Here is a 17,624-nt window from a genome sequence, read left to right as displayed (position 1 = left end):
GTTAAATATGAAAAAACTTTTACACTTCAGCAATTATTTATATGGACTAAAAAAAGAACTTTTCACAGTTATTTTGATTTTATCCTCTGCATTGGGATTTGCACAAACCATCACTCCTACCAAGAGTGTTACGGTTCGACCAGGTGTTTGCGGTACAATTGATGTAGAATTAAAAATTGAAGGCGCAAACCCAGTTTCAAGGCCTCTTGAAGTTGTTTTGGTAATTGATGTATCTGGAAGTATGGGTGACGGTAACAACCCAAAACCCTTAGCACATGCACAGGATGCCGCTATTGATTTTATAAATAAAGCTTTTCTTCCTGCCAATAATACAACTGGTAAAAATAGAATTTCAATCGTTCAATATAATAATAGCGCTTCAGTTGTTATACCATTGACACTGTCTACCGGACAAACTGATTTAATAAATGCTATAAATGCATTGACTGCAAATGGGAGCACCAATATTCAAGATGGTATAAAAAAAGCTGACGAAGAGTTGACTGCTCATGGAACTTTTGACTGTGTGACTTCTAGAAGTATTGTTTTATTGACTGATGGGGTCTCAAATAGAGTTGAAAATGACCGATCCTGTTCACCAGGTTTAGATGGAGAATGCATCCAATTACCAATAGCTGCTGCAACAAATGCCAAAACAACCACTGTTTCCAATGTTGAATATAACAATCAAATATTTTGTATAGGTCTTTTTGGTGCTATTTCGGGAACAGATCAAACTAATGCTGAATACGCCTTAAATAATATTCAATCTGCAGGGGTATACTTTACTGAAAGTGGCGTAAATCTAACTGGAATTTATGGGCAAATATTCACAAAACTTTCTTGGATTGCCCAACAGATAAGCGGAACCGCTTTTGACAAAGAAACAGTAAACACTGATTTTATGATTGGGGCTGTAACACCTTCAAAAGGTACAGCCTCAGTTTCGGGACAAGTCATTTCTTGGAATATTGATTTCCTTAATGTGGAGACGATTACATTAAAGTACGAATTGACACCAAAATCTAAAGTTTGTGGTACAAAAACGGTCAGCACCTCAAGACTTGATTATAGAAATTCTGCATGTGCAAGTGCCTTCTTAGATATTTCGACACCTTCTACAAATATTTCATGCCCATCCGTTACTTTAGCTGCTCAGACAAATATAAATTGTTTTGGAGATTCAACAGGTACTATAACAATAAATAATGCAACAGGAGGAACAGGTCCTTATACTTATGCTTGGAAAAAAATTGGATCTGCATACGCAACCACTCAAAACTTAACTGGATTAGGAGCTGGAACGTATACTGTTATAGCAACAGATGCTAACGGTTGTACTTCAAGTGAATTATCTGTTATTATAACCCAACCAAATGCTGCTTTAAGCATTACCGTAACTTCCCAAACCAATGTAAATTGCTATAACGACAACATCGGAGCCATCGATTTGACTATTTCTGGTGGAACTGCTCCTTATACTTTTTCATGGAAAAAAGATGCAGCTGCAATCGCCGCCGCTACCGAAGACTTAACAGGAATTGGAGCCGGAACTTATGAAGTAACCGTGACTGACAATAAAGGTTGCAAAACAACAAAATCAATCACCATTACCCAACCAAATGCTGCTTTAAATGTTACTGTAACTTCCCAAACCAATGTAAATTGCTATAATGACACCACCGGAGCCATCGATTTGACTATTTCTGGCGGAACTGCTCCTTATACTTTTTCTTGGAAAAAAGATGCAACTGCAATCGCCGCCACTACCGAAGACTTAACAGGAATTGGAGCCGGAACTTATGAAGTAACTGTGACTGACAATAAAGGCTGTAAAGCGACAAAATCAATCACAATCATTCAACCAAGTGCCGCTTTAACCTGTTCTATAACTCAAGATAAAGCTGTTTCTTCTAATGGTTTAAGCGATGGTCAAGCAACTGTCACTCCACTTGGCGGAAATGGTGAATACACTTATTTATGGGATAATGGTGAAACAACCCAAAAAGCAGTGGGACTCAACGCTGGATCGCATAGCGTAACGGTTACCGATTCCAAAGGATGTAAAACCACTTGCGAAATCACCATCACGCAACCTAACGTGTTGTCTTGCAGCATTACGCAAGACGCGCCTGCCAAATGTTATGGTGACAGCAATGGTATAGCAACCGTAACGGCTATTGGCGGTAATGGAGAATACACTTACTTATGGGATAATGGTGAAACTACTGCCCAAGCTGTAAGTCTAAACGCAGGTTCCCATACCGTAACAGTTACCGATAAACTAGGGTACAAAACAACTTGTAATGTAGTTATTGGTCAACCACAAGACGCTTTAACCTGTTCTATAACTCAAGATAAAGCTGTTTCTTCTAATGGTTTAAGCGATGGTCAAGCAACTGTCACTCCACTTGGCGGAAATGGTGAATACACTTATTTATGGGATAATGGTGAAACTACACAACAAGCCATAGGTCTAAACGCTGGATCGCATAGCGTAACGGTTACCGATTCCAAAGGGTGTAAAACCACTTGCGAAATCACCATCATGCAACCTAACGTGTTGTCCTGCAGCATTACGCAAGACGCGCCTGCCAAATGTTATGGTGACAGCAATGGTATAGCAACCGTAACGGCTATTGGCGGTAACGGAGAATACACTTACTTATGGGATAATGGTGAAACTACTGCCCAAGCTGTAAGTCTAAACGCAGGTTCCCATACCGTAACAGTTACCGATAAACTAGGGTACAAAACAACTTGTAATGTAGTTATTGGTCAACCACAAGACGCTTTAACCTGTTCTATAACTCAAGATAAAGCTGTTTCTTCTAATGGTTTAAGCGATGGTCAAGCAACTGTCACTCCACTTGGCGGAAATGGTGAATACACTTATTTATGGGATAATGGTGAAACAACCCAAAAAGCCATAGGTCTAAACGCTGGATCGCATAGCGTAACGGTTACCGATTCCAAAGGATGTAAAACCACTTGCGAAATCACCATCACGCAACCTAACGTGTTGTCTTGCAGCATTACGCAAGACGCGCCTGCCAAATGTTATGGTGACAGCAATGGTATAGCAACCGTAACGGCTATTGGCGGTAACGGAGAATACACTTACTTATGGGATAATGGTGAAACTACTGCCCAAGCTGTAAGTCTAAACGCAGGTTCACACACCGTAACAGTTACCGATAAACTAGGGTACAAAACAACTTGTAATGTAGTTATTGGTCAACCACAAGACGCTTTAACCTGTTCTATAACTCAAGATAAAGCTGTTTCTTCTAATGGTTTAAGCGATGGTCAAGCAACTGTCACTCCACTTGGCGGAAATGGTGAATACACTTATTTATGGGATAATGGTGAAACTACACAACAAGCCATAGGTCTAAACGCTGGATCGCATAGCGTAACGGTTACCGATTCCAAAGGGTGTAAAACCACTTGCGAAATCACCATCATGCAACCTAACGTGTTGTCCTGCAGCATTACGCAAGACGCGCCTGCCAAATGTTATGGTGACAGCAATGGTATAGCAACCGTAACGGCTATTGGCGGTAACGGAGAATACACTTACTTATGGGATAATGGTGAAACTACTGCCCAAGCTGTAAGTCTAAACGCAGGTTCCCATACCGTAACAGTTACCGATAAACTAGGGTACAAAACAACTTGTAATGTAGTTATTGGTCAACCACAAGACGCTTTAAATGCTACAGCAGTAATTATAAACAACAACAATTGTGTTGGATGCAATAATGGTTCTATTGACCTAACTGTGTCAGGAGGAACAGCTCCATATTCTTTCTTATGGTCAAATGGAGCGACAACCGAAGATATATCGAACTTAACAAATGGTACATATAGTGTTGAAATTACTGATGCTAAAGGTTGCAAAGCAAATTATACCTTCAATATTTCAGAGTCAAGTATAAGCATTACCAAAGATGGCACCTATGTAGATAGCAATCAAGACGGAATAACCAATGTAGGTGATATAGTTAGCTATAATTTCGTAATTACAAATACAGGAAGTGTAACCATAACTAACATAACTGTAACTGATAATAATGCTATTATAACTGGAGGCCCAATCGCAACTTTGGCTCCAGGAGCAACAGATTCAACTACATTCTCTGGTTCTCATGTTATTACTCAAGAAGACATCAATAAAGGATATGTATATAACTTGGCAACGGCTACTGGATATGACCCTGAAGACAAACCTGTAACAGATATTTCTTCTGACCCTACTCCTTGTACTACATGTCCAATCGATCCAGAATGCCCAGATTGTACAATCACTCCACTAACACAGACTCCAGGGATCAATATAACTAAAGATGGAACTTATGTAGATTCAAATCAAGATGGAATTACAAATGTAGGCGATGTGGTTACTTATAATTTTGTTATTAAAAATACGGGTAACACAACATTAACAAACATAACTGTTACCGACAACAATGCGACGATTATTGGAGGACCAATTGCAACGCTTACAGTAGGTGCAACTGATTCTACAACATTCTCTGGTACACATATAATCACTCAAGAAGACATCAATATTGGTTATGTGTACAATTTGGCAACAGTTATTGGTAAAGATCCTAAAGACAATCCTGTAACGGATACTTCATCTGACCCTACGCCTTGTACAACTTGTCCAATAAACCCTGAGTGCCCTGATTGTACTATTACACCATTAACACAAACTTCTGGATTAGTAGTTATAAAAACCGCTACAACAGCAAGTTATAGTATCGTTGGAGATGTAATCAACTATACTATAACTGTAAAAAACACAGGTAATACGACATTGCATCAAATAACAGTAAAAGATCCATTAACAGGATTAGATACAATTATAGAAGTACTAGCTCCAGGTGCAAGTGCAGAATACACTCAAAGTTATACAGTAACACAAGAGGATTTAAACAAAGGTTCTGTAACTAATGTTGCGAAGGCCGATGGATTTACACCAAACGACACTCCAATTAGTGCTTCTGATGATGAAATTGTCAATGAAAAACCAAATGCAATTGATGCTGTAGATGATAATGCAGGCACAATTGTTGGTGTAAATCAAACAACTCCAAATGTAATTAACGTATTCACAAATGATACTTTAAATGCATCACCAGTAAATCCTGCTGATGTTATTCTAACAACTGTTACATCAAACCCATTCTTGCAAATGAATCCTGATGGTTCTATAGATGTTTTGCCAAATGCTCCTGTAGGCGTACAAACAATGACCTATCAAATTTGTGAAAAATTAAATAATACCAATTGTGATACAGCCACTGTAACTGTGACTATTGAAGGACCTAGTATGACCGTTTCTGGAGAAGGAACTTGTACCAATGACGTTCCTTATTTTAGTTACACCACAACTGCCAATAATTTCACTCCAGTAAATGGATTGACATTAACTTGGACGGATAGTAATAACAATGTTGTTGCTACAATGACAAACTTACCTTTAAACGGAAAAGTGTTATGGCCCGGCGCTGTTGTTGATGCAAATGGAAATGGAATTGATTGGCCAGGTTGGATATTAGTTGACGGAAAATGGATAGAAGGTTCAGATGGGTTCGAAAATCTAAGACCTACTGCATCGGTAACATTTACTTTAAATCCAAGTGAGACAATTATAGCACATTATCCTCCATCAACACCATACTGTACTGCAAGACCAGTATTTACAATAGATGCCGTAGATGATACTGCAGGTCCAATAGACGGAATAAATGGCGCGTCAAATGTTCTTAATGTATTCAATAATGACACCTTAAATACAGTTGCCGTAAATCCAGCCGATGTCACTTTAACTTTAGTAACTCCCGATCCAACTGGATTTATGACAATGAATACAGATGGTTCTATAGATTTAAAAGACGGTACACCTGCAGGAACTTATATTTTGACCTATCAAATATGTGAAATTGCAGATGATGGAAATTGTGATACTGCTACTGTTACCATAACCGTTATCTGCAACGATAAAACAAAAATATCTGGTATCGTTTTCAATGCTGGCACAAACACTCCTTTGGCAAATGTACCTGTAAACTTAGTACCACAAGGAACTACTACTGGTCCGATCCAAATCAGAATTACCAATGCACAAGGGTATTATAATTTTACAGGAATGGTTCCTGGAGATTATTTGGTACAAGTACAGGATGCTAATTTGAATGCCGCATATCAATTATATCCTGTAAATTCAAGTTTGTTCTTTACCACTTTAGAAAACTGTAAATATCAAACACACGATTTTGGATACGACAAATCAGAATTACCAGTATTAGGAGATTTTGTTTGGTATGATGCAAATAATAACGGAATACAAGATGAGTGGTTTGATGCCAACAATGATAATCTTGTTACTCAAAATATTCCAGATGCCAATGGTTCATTTGAATATAGCAAATGGGAATGGATTGACCTTAACGGTGATGGAAGTTATAAAGGTCAAGTAAACGTTGGAGAATTAAATGCAGCAGGTTTTGGTAATGCAAAATCACCTAATTTATTTGTAACTGGGCCAAATGATTACAATAAAAGTGTAATAATTGGTATTCAAGGATTCTGGAGAAACAGACCGCCAGTTGGTGCTTTTGGTGATTACAAAGTTGAATTAAAAATGGATGCCAACTTAGAAGCTCAATCTTCAGCGATTGGCGCTACAGGATTGGTTAAAGTCTTGCCAAGTACAACTAAAAATGAAAACCCTAAAAACACAGGCAAACCATCAAGTTTTGAAGTTTGTGGTCCTACAAACGGAAATCCACAAACGGCTGCTGTAACTGCAAATAATCAAGTGCATTTAGATATAGACTTTGGTATCAGCTGCAAAATGTTTGCCAACATACAAGCGACCCCAGATACTTATAATGTAACACAATGTTCAATTATTGATGATATTCGCAATGCATTAAGCAATGATTTACTAAATGGCTCTCCAGCAAATATTAGTGATTTTAAATTTAAATTACTAACTGCCTTAGGACAATACATCAAAATTGATGATGCAGGAAATGTCACATTTGTAAATGGAGTAGCTGCCGGTCAATACACCTTTGACTATCAAGTTTGTGAAGCTGCAAACCCTACAAATTGTAGCACATCAACAATTACTATTAATGTTGCTGGAATTGAACCGGTAACAATTTCAAGTGCAACATGTAATGCAGATACAACACCAGTTGATCTAACAGCATTATTACCACAAGGTATACCAACAAACGGGACATGGATTGACACAGAGAATACAGGAGGATTAAATGGAAACATTCTTAATGCCTTTGGAATACCAGTAAACAAATACAAATACGAATATAAAATTACTGGTGATTGTCCAAGAAGTATCTTTTTAGAATTGGATATCAATGACGATTGTAAAGTACTCCCTTGCAAAACTATTATTGTTCATAATGCTTTCTCTGCGAATGAAGATGGAAAAAATGATTACTTCCAAATTGAAAACTTAGAAAACAATGATTGTTATAAAAACATAAGAGTCGAAATATTCAATCGTTGGGGAGTTCTTGTGTTTGAAAAAGATAATTACAACAATGAAGGCAATGCATTTAGAGGAAAATCAGAAGGAAGAACAACTATCAATAAAAATGATGGATTACCAACTGGAACATATTTCTATATTTTAAGTTACGATACCGTAGATGGTCTTGGTAAAATTCTAAATGTTAAAAAAGATGGTTATCTATATTTAGTTAAATAGATTAAAAAAATACTCTGAGAATAAAATTTCCCAGAGTATTTTCTTAACTAACTTTGATAAAAAAAAGACTACAATCAAATTGATAAAACCTCAAAACTATGCTATTGAAAAATAGCCACTTTAAACCAACAAATAGTTAACTATGAAAACAAAATTATTTTCAATCGTTATAATGTTTACAGCCTTTGTAAGTTTTGCGCAACAAGATGCTCAATATACTCAATATATGTACAACACAATAAATGTAAATCCTGCTTATGCGGGCTCAAGAGGTGCACTAAGTATATTTGCTTTACATCGTGCTCAATGGGTAGGATTAGACGGTGCACCAGTATCGAATACCGTTTCTGTTAATACACCTTTTAATAATAGCAATCTAGGACTTGGTGTATCTCTAATAAATGATGAAATAGGGCCTTCTACCGACAATTCAATTTCTACAGACATATCATACACTATTCCTGTTTCAGAATCTTACAAGCTCTCATTTGGTATTAAAGGGACTATTAACATTTTCAATATTGATATTAACAAATTGAATCCTGTTGATCAAACTGATCCTCAATTTCAAAATTTTGACAACGACGTTTCTCCAAATATTGGTGCTGGACTTTACTTACATTCTCAAAAAGCATATTTAGGGTTTTCAGTTCCAAACTTTATCGAAACTGATGCTTATAACGATAATGATGTAGCCATTTACAAAGAAAAAATAAACTACTACTTAATTGGAGGTTATGTATTTGATTTAAATTCTTCTATAAAGTTCAAACCAACTTTTTTGACAAAAATGACTGAGGGAGCTCCACTACAAGTTGATATTTCCGGGAATTTTTTATTTAATGAAAAATTTATGGTTGGTGTTGCCTATCGTTGGAGCGCTTCATTGAGCGCTATGGTTGGATTCCAAATTACAGATGCTTTTTATGTGGGTTATGCCTATGATTTTGAAACAACCGAATTAAATAATTATAATAATGGTTCGCATGAAATTTTTATTCGATATGAAATATTCAAGAAAAACAGTAAAATAATTACTCCTAGATTTTTCTAAATTAATTTAAGTTTCCTTAGGACAGTTGAGATTACTAGATACTATGTTGCCTTTTTAGATTACTTTTATAATTAAAACAATTATTATGAAAAAGTACATACTATATTCAATATTTTTTACTTGTGCATTTTCATTGAACTGTTTTTCGCAAAATGCATCTTTTTTATTGAATGAAAAAAAAATAGTTGAACCACAAACAAATATTCTTGCAATAAATGACAAGATTTTCAAACCTGGACAAAAAGTGAAGTATTATCATGTAGAAGAAATAACGGATGTTAAGTTTGGAGGATATAAAACAACATATGATGTAAGCAATCCAAAATTTATTAGAACATATAGCTTAGGTCCAAATAACAAAAGAATAATTACTCCAATATTTGTAGATGCTGAACCTCTGGAAGAATCAAAATTAAAAGATGATACATTAAAATCTTTTTTAAACGAATCAAAATTATCAATATCAGACACTCCCAAAAAAGCAAATTCATATGCCTATATTGATATTATAGAAACCTATGAAAGAATGTCAGACAAAGGATATAAATCGGTAGAGATGTTGAAAAAAATTTCAAATGCATATTACTTCAATGATGAATTAGAAAAGGCAGCAAAGAGTTATGAAGAGTTGTTTGAACTAACAACAAATTTAGAACCAGAGTTTTATTACCGCTATTCTATTGCTTTGAAATCAATTGGTAAAACTGAAAAATCAAATGAAATGCTAAAAAAATTCAATCAATTATCTGGAAATTCTACCAAATAATTGATTGCAAAAAGTAACCATAAATAGTCAAAATTAAGATTTCCTAAAAAACAATCACTATGAAAAATATTATACTTCTTTACTTTACGATAATATGTCTTTTTTCATTTGACAGTTATGCTCAAAAAGCTAAGGTATCAAATGCAGACAAAAAATATGATAGTTATGCTTACATAGATGCCATAAAAACCTACGAAAGAGTTGTTGACAAGGGATACAAATCTGCTGAAATGTTTGAAAAGCTGGGAAATTCATACTATTTTAATTCGCAATGGGACAAAGCAGCAAAATGGTATTATGAATTATTTGCAATAACTTCGAATGTTGAACCAGAATATTACTATCGATATGCCCATTGCTTACGATCTACAGGGCAAAATGAAAAAGCAAATGAAATGTTGATCCTTTACAGTCAAAAATCAAGTAATTCAAATAAAGGAGAACTCTACATGAAAGAAGTGAATTACCTAGATCAGATCAAGGCCAATTCTGGAAGATACAAAATTAAGGATGCAGGTATTAATACAAAATATTCTGATTACGGAAGTTCATTTTATAATGATAAACTGGTTTTTACATCTTCCAGAGACACAGGAAGTTTAGGACAAAGAAAACATACTTGGACAGATCAATATTTTACAAACTTATACGAAACTGAATTGAGTGGTGATTCCTTACAAACAGGAAAAACAGAAAAATTTTCCAGAAAAGTAAAGTCAAGATTCCATGAAGCCAGCGCCATATTTACAAAAGACGGTAATACCATGTATTTTACACGCAATAATTATTTGGATGGTAAAAAAGGAAAAGATGGAAACAAAGTTACTTTAATCAAAATTTACAAAGCCGAATATGTTAATAATGATTGGACAAACATAACCGAATTGCCATTTAACAGTAACAATTATAGTGCGGCTCATCCAGCACTTAGTCCAGATGAAAAGACCCTATATTTTGTTTCGGACATGCCTGGAACAATTGGCCAATCTGATATTTTTAAAGTAAAAATAAATTTTGACCGTAGCTTTGGATTACCTGAAAATTTAGGTGAAACTATTAATACAGAAGGCAAGGAAACTTTCCCATTTGTAACTGACGAAAATGAAATCTATTTTGCTTCAGACGGGCATTCTGGATTGGGAGGCTTGGATATTTTTGTATCCAAGATGAATCCTGATGGTACTTTTGGAGAGGTTCAAAATGTAGGTGCAGATGTTAATTCCCCAAAAGATGATTTTGCATATTTGATAAATACAAAATCACGAATTGGTTTTTTCTCTTCCAATAGAGACGGTGGCAAAGGTTATGATGATATTTACACATTTCTAGAAATTAGACCTATCAAATGTCAACAAGAAATAAATGGGTTTATAACCGATTTGGCTACTGGACAAATACTTCCAGGTGCAATTGTCACATTATATGACAGTCAACACCAAAAAATAAATTCAATAAATTCTGATGATAAAGGATACTACTCTTTTGTAGTTGATTGTAATAAAACATACAGTGTAAGAGCTGAAAAAGAGGACTACACTAGCAAAGAAAAAACGATTATAACCTCTCACGTAACAGGAATTACCAGGTTGGATTTAGCATTAGAAAAAGTATTATGCAAAGTCGCGGTAGGCGATGATTTAGGGAAATGTTTTGCAATTAAATGGATTTATTTTGACCTAGACAAATCAAACATAAGACCCGAAGCAGCATTGGATTTAGCAAAAATATTAGATGTCATGAAAGAATATCCCACAATGAAAATTGACATTCGTTCTCATTCTGATAGTCGGGCATCGTTTAAATACAATGAAGCATTATCTGAACGCAGAGCTAAATCTACAAGAGATTGGTTAATTAGAAATGGTGTTAGCCCAGACAGAGTAACGGGCAAAGGATATGGTGAAACACAATTATTTAATAAATGTTCTGATGGGGTGATATGTACTGAAGAAGAACATCAACAAAATAGACGCAGTGAATTTATCATTACCGCTTTATAAAAAAAGGGGTTTCAATAAAAATGGCTGCCAAAATTTAGCAGCCATTTTTATTATTGTTTTATGAAATTAAATTTTGGCAAAAATAATTGTATAATATTTTTTATCATTAGCTGGATTCTTTCTTATTGAAATTCCAAAATGAGTAAAATCTCCTTCTATATTTTGCTTATGTCCTTCGCTATTCAACCATGCATCAAATGCTCCTTTGGGACTGTTATAATTATAAGCAATATTTTCACTCACTTTTTTGGCTCCTAAAACTTTAATTATATTTTCAGATCTTGCTTCAAAATCATTATGATTCACAACATTATTAGCTATCATATAATTATCATGTTGTTCGGATTTGTATGATATATGATTTATTTTTTCTAAAGAATTTAAACCAATACTAATTCTATAATTATTAATCAACGTCAATGTTTCTAGTTCTACAGGACTATAATCATAATTTAAAACAATTGGCAAATTTGAAGCAGTTTCAGAAGAAGCAGTAACATTCTCTTCAGAACAGGAAACCATAAAACATAAGAAAACAGCAAAAAAAGTCAAACGAAGTAATTTCGAACTCATAAAAATAGTAGTTTAAGTTTAAAGTAGATTGGGGCAAACTGCTTTAATATTAGTGGTTTAGGTTATTTATTAATCCAAATAAACTGACTAAACTTTAAACTTCCAAATAAAATCGATAAACTACATAATTAACTAAGATAAAAGAGTATAAATCCTACATTAAATAACTGATTTTAAGGTGCTAAACGATTTATTTTCCATGAATAATCATCTTGTAAAGTAAATCGAATACGATCATGTAAACGATTAGGTCTTCCTTGCCAAAACTCAACTTCAATTGGAGTCACTAGATACCCACCCCAGTGTTTGGGTCTTAAAATTTCTTTTCCTTCAAAATTCTTTTCCAATTGTTTTAAACTTTCTTCAAGATAATTTCGGGATGGCACCACCTCACTTTGATTAGAAACTATGGCGCCTAGTTTACTACCGTCGGGTCTTGATTCAAAATAACCATCAGAATTATTTTCAGACGTTTTTTGAGCAACACCTTTTATAATAACTTGACGTTCTAAACTCTCCCAAAAAAAAGAAAGACAAACATTGGGATTGTTGGCAATTGCCCTCCCCTTTTCAGAATTGTAATTGGTATAAAAAATAAACCCTTCCTCGTTAAATTTTTTTAATAAAACAACTCTTGATTTTGGAAAACCATCCAAACCAATAGTAGAAACGGTCATTGCATTAACTTCTTCATTACCATCAAAATCTTCAACCTCATGAAACCATCTGTTAAAAAGATTTATGGGATCTTCAGGAATTGAAGATTCCAACAATTCGCTTTTTTCATACGATTTTCTATAATCACTTAAATCTTTCATTTTTTTTATTTTAATATAATATCATTAAAATTCGAAACTTTTACCATCATCAGCCAATATAACTGCTGTAAAAATTGTTTCAGCCTCTTCTTTAAATAAATCTATACTTGCATATCGAGTAGAATAATGCCCTAGAATTAACTGCTTTGCATTGGCTTTTAGAGCAATTTTGGCAGCTTCTTTTGCAGTTGAATGCATTGTTTTGGAAGCCAAAGATTCTTCTGAATCCAAAAAAGTTGATTCATGATATAAAATATCTACATTTTTAATAACAGGAATAATAGCTTCATTATATTTGGTATCCGAACAAAATGCATAGCTCATTGCAGGAATAGGATCAAAAGTCAATTTTTTATTTTCTATAATTCTTCCGTCTTCTAAAAGAATATCTTTTCCTTTTTTTATGTTTTGATAATAACACGTTTCAATTTCAAAATTTTGAACAGCATTAAAATCTAATATTCGATCTCCAATTTTTTCATGGAATAAAAAACCATTGGTGTAAACACGATGCTTTAGTGGAATTGTTTTGACTATAACTTTTTCGTCTTCAAAAATAATTTCACTTTCTTTCGATTCCAATTCATGAAAAAATAATTGATAATTAGTCCATGAATTAGATAATTTTAATTGCAAATCAATTATCTCTTTGATTCCTTTTGGCCCATAAATATGCAAATCTGTAGTGCGTCCCAAAAGAGCAAAAGTGGAAATTAATCCAATTAGCCCAAAAAAATGATCTCCATGCAAATGCGAAATAAAAACATGATTTATTTTTGAGAATTTAACCTTGTTTTTACGCAACTGTACTTGAGTTCCCTCCCCACAATCAATTAAAAAAAGTCTATTTTTTATGTCTAAAACCTGAGAAGTGGGATTGGTAAAAGTACGCGGAGTAGCGGCATAACAGCCTAGAATTGTTAGTTTCAATTTATTTCGTTTAATCGGTTATTTGTTTAATCGGTTAAACGCTTAAACGGTTAAACGACTAAACGATTTTAAAAACCTAAATCTCTTTCAATTTCATCCATCTCAATTAAATCTTGAGCCTCTAATTGGGTTGGTACTACAACAATAGATTTAGGTACTTTATTATAATCTATATCTTGAACAACAAAAACTAATGATTTTTTTTCTTTTTTATGTTTTTTGGCTAATTCGGAAAAAATCTTAATTGATTTAATATCAACCGATTTGTCATGAGAAATATCTAAAATAAGATTGTGATCTTTAAAACTATTGTATTGCCCATCTATTTTTTCTAAAAATTCCACAATATTCCCTTCTGTATCTTTAATTACAATAGTATGTCCTTTTGTAGTAACTTTCATAATACTGACTATTGAATTTTTGAAGCCAACAGATAGATAACTGCCATCCTAATAGCAACTCCATTCTCTACCTGATTTAAAATTACCGATTGTTGAGAATCGGCTACATCACTAGTGATTTCGACTCCACGGTTTATAGGTCCTGGGTGCATAATTATAATTTCTTTGTTGAGTGAATCCAATAAAGCTTTGTCTAAACCATATTGCTGAGCATACTCTCTGGTTGATGGAAAAAAGTTCACATCCATTCTTTCATTTTGCACTCTTAACATATTGGCTACATCACACCATTCAAGCGCTTTACGTAAATTAGGTTCAACTGTCACTCCAAGCGATTCAATATACCTTGGGATCAGTGTTTTCGGACCACAAACCTTCACTTCAGCACCTTGCATTTGTAAAGCATATATGTTTGAAAGTGCCACTCTTGAATGCAAAATATCACCAACAATAACTACTTTTTTTCCTGCAACGTCTCCTAATTTCTCTCTAATCGAATAACTGTCCAATAATGCCTGTGTCGGATGTTCATGTGCACCATCACCCGCATTTACAATACTTGCCTTTACATTTTTGGATAAAAAATATGCAGCACCAGGATTGGAATGTCGCATGACGACCATATCCACTTTCATAGAAAGTATATTGTTTACTGTATCTATTAATGTTTCCCCTTTTTTTACTGAAGATTGTGCTGCTGAAAAACTAATAACATCTGCCGATAATCTTTTTTGCGCCAATTCAAATGATAACTTTGTTCGTGTACTGTTTTCGAAAAATATATTAGCTATTGTAATATCTCGTAAAGAAGGTACTTTCTTTATAGGTCGATTAATTACTTCTTTAAAATGATCGGCAGTTTCAAAAATCAGGTTAATATCATTTTCGTTAATATATTTAATACCTAATAAATGATTTACACTTAGTTCGCTCATTATTATTTAGATTTTCAGTTTTTATATTTAAAAATTAAGTTTCTTTTTGTCTATTTTTGTTTTCCAAATCTAGTTGGTCACTAAATATACACCGTCTTCACCATCTTGCTCTACCCAACAAACTTTTACTTTTTCCCCATTTATAGCATCTACCTGACGACCTCTATAATCAGGCTGAATTGGTAAATCTCTACTAAAACGGCGATCGATTAATGTTAACAATTCAATTCCAGAGGGCCTTCCAAAAGATTGAATAGCTGTCAAAGCCGCACGAATACTGCGACCAGTATATAATACATCATCAATAAAAATCACTTTCATGTCTTCAACCAAAAAATCAATTTGTGTTTTATTCGCTTCCAAAGGTTTATTGGTTCTACGGAAATCGTCCCTAAAAAAAGTGATATCCAAATATCCCAAAGAAACATTTGGTATATGATATTCGTTTTCTAACAATACTTTCAATCGTTCTGCCAAAAAAGTACCTCTAGGTTGAATTCCTATCAAAACGGTATCCGAAAAGTCAAGATGTTTTTCAATTAATTGACAAGCCAAACGGTTCAAAATAATATTGACTTCTTTTGAATTGAGTAACACTTTTTGGTTCATATAGGTAGCAATTATTTGTTTTTAAAAGATTTACGGCGTTATCTGAGTAGTTTTTAAAATGTTTTATTCAATTTCAAAACATCCGTAGGTTTGGTTAAGCAAATATACAAATTCCGAATTAGGATTTACAAGCTAAAAATTTAAATCTTTTCAATTGAGTGGGCGAAATATTGAAACATTACTAATAAATTATATAAAGAGTTTATTAGTCATTGAACCTAATTTTATAAAAAAATAAAAACTTAAATCAAAAATATCATGCAAAACAAATTCTCCAAATTATTTATTGCTTTCAGCATTCTTTTAACCTTGAACAGTTGTGAAGTTATTGGTGGGATATTCAAAGCCGGTATGGGCGTAGGTATTTTTATAGTAATAGCAGTTATTGCTGTTATTCTATTTATTATAAGCAGGTTTTTCAAAAAAGATTAATTCAAAAAAACTCCCGTAGAATTTACGGGAGTTAAAGTTTGATTTAAAAAAATATTATAATCCTAGTGATTCACTCCATGCTTTATCTAGACTCAAGATAGTTTTTATATGAACAACAATAACTCTCTATGAGCTCCTAATCCAAGTTGCCTTATGCCAAATATATTCCAAAGGTCCTTGTTTATGCGTTTTTAACCACGAAGTACAGAATGTTAGCTGTAAAATAAACAGGACAATTCCAATTACCAAACTATAAGTTGCACCTGTATATTCCACAAGTCCTAATCCATAACGATAGTAAATAAAAGAACCTACAATAGATTGCATGATATAATTGGTCAAACTCATTTTTCCGAAAGGAATCAATTTTGACAAAAGATTATGGATCGATTCTTTTTGATAGACCAATATAAAAGTAGAAACCAAAATAATCATAAAAGCCAAATTGGACCACGAAGTTATAATTATAGATAGGCTATTCATCGTAGCTTTTCTTTCTATCATTTCAGGTAAAAAGGTTTTAAAAGCAAACAAAGGAATAAAAAATAAAAACGAATATTGCTGGGCTTTTTTCCAAAACAAATTACTTTCAATTGATGTAATAAATAGCTTTTTACGTCCTACCAACATGCCCAACATAAATAAGGCTGGGGCTTGAAAAAAACGTCCATTTTCCCATGACCAAAAAACAGAAGCTAATCTCCCAATACTAAGATTTCCCACCGCATAATCCGTAAAAGAATTACTTTTTAAATATTCTCCCATCATTCCAAAGTACTGATCTGACAAATTGGGCTTAGGCACAAACTCGGGATGCAACAGTATATAAAAATACCTTATCCATTCTAAAGGTTGCAGCATCAAAATTAGTGCAGTTATAAAAACTGCTTTGTTGTTCCATTTACAAACAGGAATTAAAGCGAGTCCCAATACTGCGTAAATCATCAAAATATCACCTTCGTAAAAAATTGTATTTATAAATCCAAAACCCAACAATAGCAGTAACCTCCATAGAAATCTACCCCTAAAATCTTTTCCTTTTTTCTCCTGATTATCATTCTGAATATAAAAACTAAAACCAAACAGTAGTGCAAAAATGGCATAGGATTTTCCTCCAAAAAGAAAAAATAATGTTTCCCAGATTATTTTATCCAAGACTTTCATCCATTCTGGTAAGGCTTCTGGAAAATAATAGTAATCAAAATGTTCAATATTATGCAATAACATAATAGACATAATAGCAAAACCTCTCAAGGCATCGACAACTTCAACTCTTGGTGTTTTTAAATTAAAAGTACTGTTTGACATAGTTGTATTAATAAATGAAACAATTGATACTGAAAAGTATCGTAA

Annotated in this window: 12 protein-coding genes; 5 read left to right on the top strand and 7 right to left on the bottom strand. The window is 33.6% G+C overall.

All coding sequences use genetic code 11. The features are described 5' to 3' along the window. Window positions 1-7: 7 nt before the first annotated feature. The 4 genes from OLM57_RS12575 to OLM57_RS12560 all read left to right on the top strand — a co-directional run bounded on the left by OLM57_RS12575 (window position 8) and on the right by OLM57_RS12560 (window position 11,573). Window positions 8-7,753: a gliding motility-associated C-terminal domain-containing protein gene (locus tag OLM57_RS12575; RefSeq protein WP_264564043.1), complete on the top strand. Its 7,746-nt coding sequence runs from the start codon at window positions 8-10 to the stop codon at window positions 7,751-7,753. Window positions 7,754-7,895: 142 nt separating this feature from the next. Then, on the top strand, window positions 7,896-8,807 hold the full coding sequence (locus tag OLM57_RS12570; protein WP_264564042.1) for a type IX secretion system membrane protein PorP/SprF: 912 nt from the start codon (window positions 7,896-7,898) through the stop codon (window positions 8,805-8,807). 85 nt (window positions 8,808-8,892) lie between these two features. Next, the gene (locus tag OLM57_RS12565; RefSeq protein ID WP_264564041.1) at window positions 8,893-9,573 is read left to right on the top strand and encodes a hypothetical protein; all 681 of its coding nucleotides are present in this window, start codon (window positions 8,893-8,895) and stop codon (window positions 9,571-9,573) included. A gap of 59 nt (window positions 9,574-9,632) precedes the next feature. Then, window positions 9,633-11,573 carry an OmpA family protein gene (locus OLM57_RS12560; protein WP_264564040.1) on the top strand — a complete coding sequence of 647 codons (1,941 nt, stop codon included), beginning with the start codon at window positions 9,633-9,635 and terminating at the stop codon, window positions 11,571-11,573. 66 nt (window positions 11,574-11,639) lie between these two features. Here OLM57_RS12560 and OLM57_RS12555 read toward each other — a convergent pair whose 3' ends face one another. From OLM57_RS12555 to pyrR, 6 genes are all read right to left on the bottom strand, one after another. After that, a complete protein-coding gene (locus OLM57_RS12555) occupies window positions 11,640-12,146 on the bottom strand; it encodes a CAP domain-containing protein (RefSeq protein ID WP_264564039.1) in 507 nt (168 codons plus the stop codon). Window positions 12,147-12,319: 173 nt separating this feature from the next. After that, window positions 12,320-12,964 carry a pyridoxamine 5'-phosphate oxidase gene (gene pdxH, locus OLM57_RS12550; protein ID WP_264564038.1) on the bottom strand — a complete coding sequence of 215 codons (645 nt, stop codon included), beginning with the start codon at window positions 12,962-12,964 and terminating at the stop codon, window positions 12,320-12,322. A gap of 24 nt (window positions 12,965-12,988) precedes the next feature. Further along, window positions 12,989-13,894, bottom strand: a complete 906-nt coding sequence (locus OLM57_RS12545) for a ribonuclease Z (RefSeq protein WP_264564037.1) — start codon at window positions 13,892-13,894, stop codon at window positions 12,989-12,991. Between the two features lie 68 nt (window positions 13,895-13,962). Continuing rightward, entirely contained in the window at window positions 13,963-14,295 is a 333-nt protein-coding gene (locus tag OLM57_RS12540) for a ribonuclease Z (RefSeq protein ID WP_264564036.1), read from the bottom strand. Between the two features lie 8 nt (window positions 14,296-14,303). Next, entirely contained in the window at window positions 14,304-15,230 is a 927-nt protein-coding gene (locus tag OLM57_RS12535; RefSeq protein WP_264564035.1) for an aspartate carbamoyltransferase catalytic subunit, read from the bottom strand. A gap of 69 nt (window positions 15,231-15,299) precedes the next feature. Next, window positions 15,300-15,839 (bottom strand): bifunctional pyr operon transcriptional regulator/uracil phosphoribosyltransferase PyrR, encoded by a 540-nt coding sequence (gene pyrR, locus OLM57_RS12530; RefSeq protein WP_264564034.1) that lies wholly within the window; start codon window positions 15,837-15,839, stop codon window positions 15,300-15,302. 258 nt (window positions 15,840-16,097) lie between these two features. Between pyrR and OLM57_RS12525 the strand changes: the two genes are divergently transcribed. Further along, a complete protein-coding gene (locus OLM57_RS12525) occupies window positions 16,098-16,271 on the top strand; it encodes a hypothetical protein (RefSeq protein ID WP_264564033.1) in 174 nt (57 codons plus the stop codon). Between the two features lie 126 nt (window positions 16,272-16,397). On the opposite strand, the gene OLM57_RS12520 is transcribed toward OLM57_RS12525, so the two are convergent. Further along, window positions 16,398-17,579, bottom strand: coding sequence for a DUF418 domain-containing protein (locus OLM57_RS12520; RefSeq protein ID WP_264564032.1), 1,182 nt, complete (start codon window positions 17,577-17,579; stop codon window positions 16,398-16,400). Window positions 17,580-17,624: the final 45 nt, after the last annotated feature.

The sequence above is a fragment of the Flavobacterium sp. N3904 genome, assembly GCF_025947305.1.
Classification (GTDB): domain Bacteria; phylum Bacteroidota; class Bacteroidia; order Flavobacteriales; family Flavobacteriaceae; genus Flavobacterium.
This window is presented reverse-complemented; position numbering and strand designations above follow the sequence as displayed.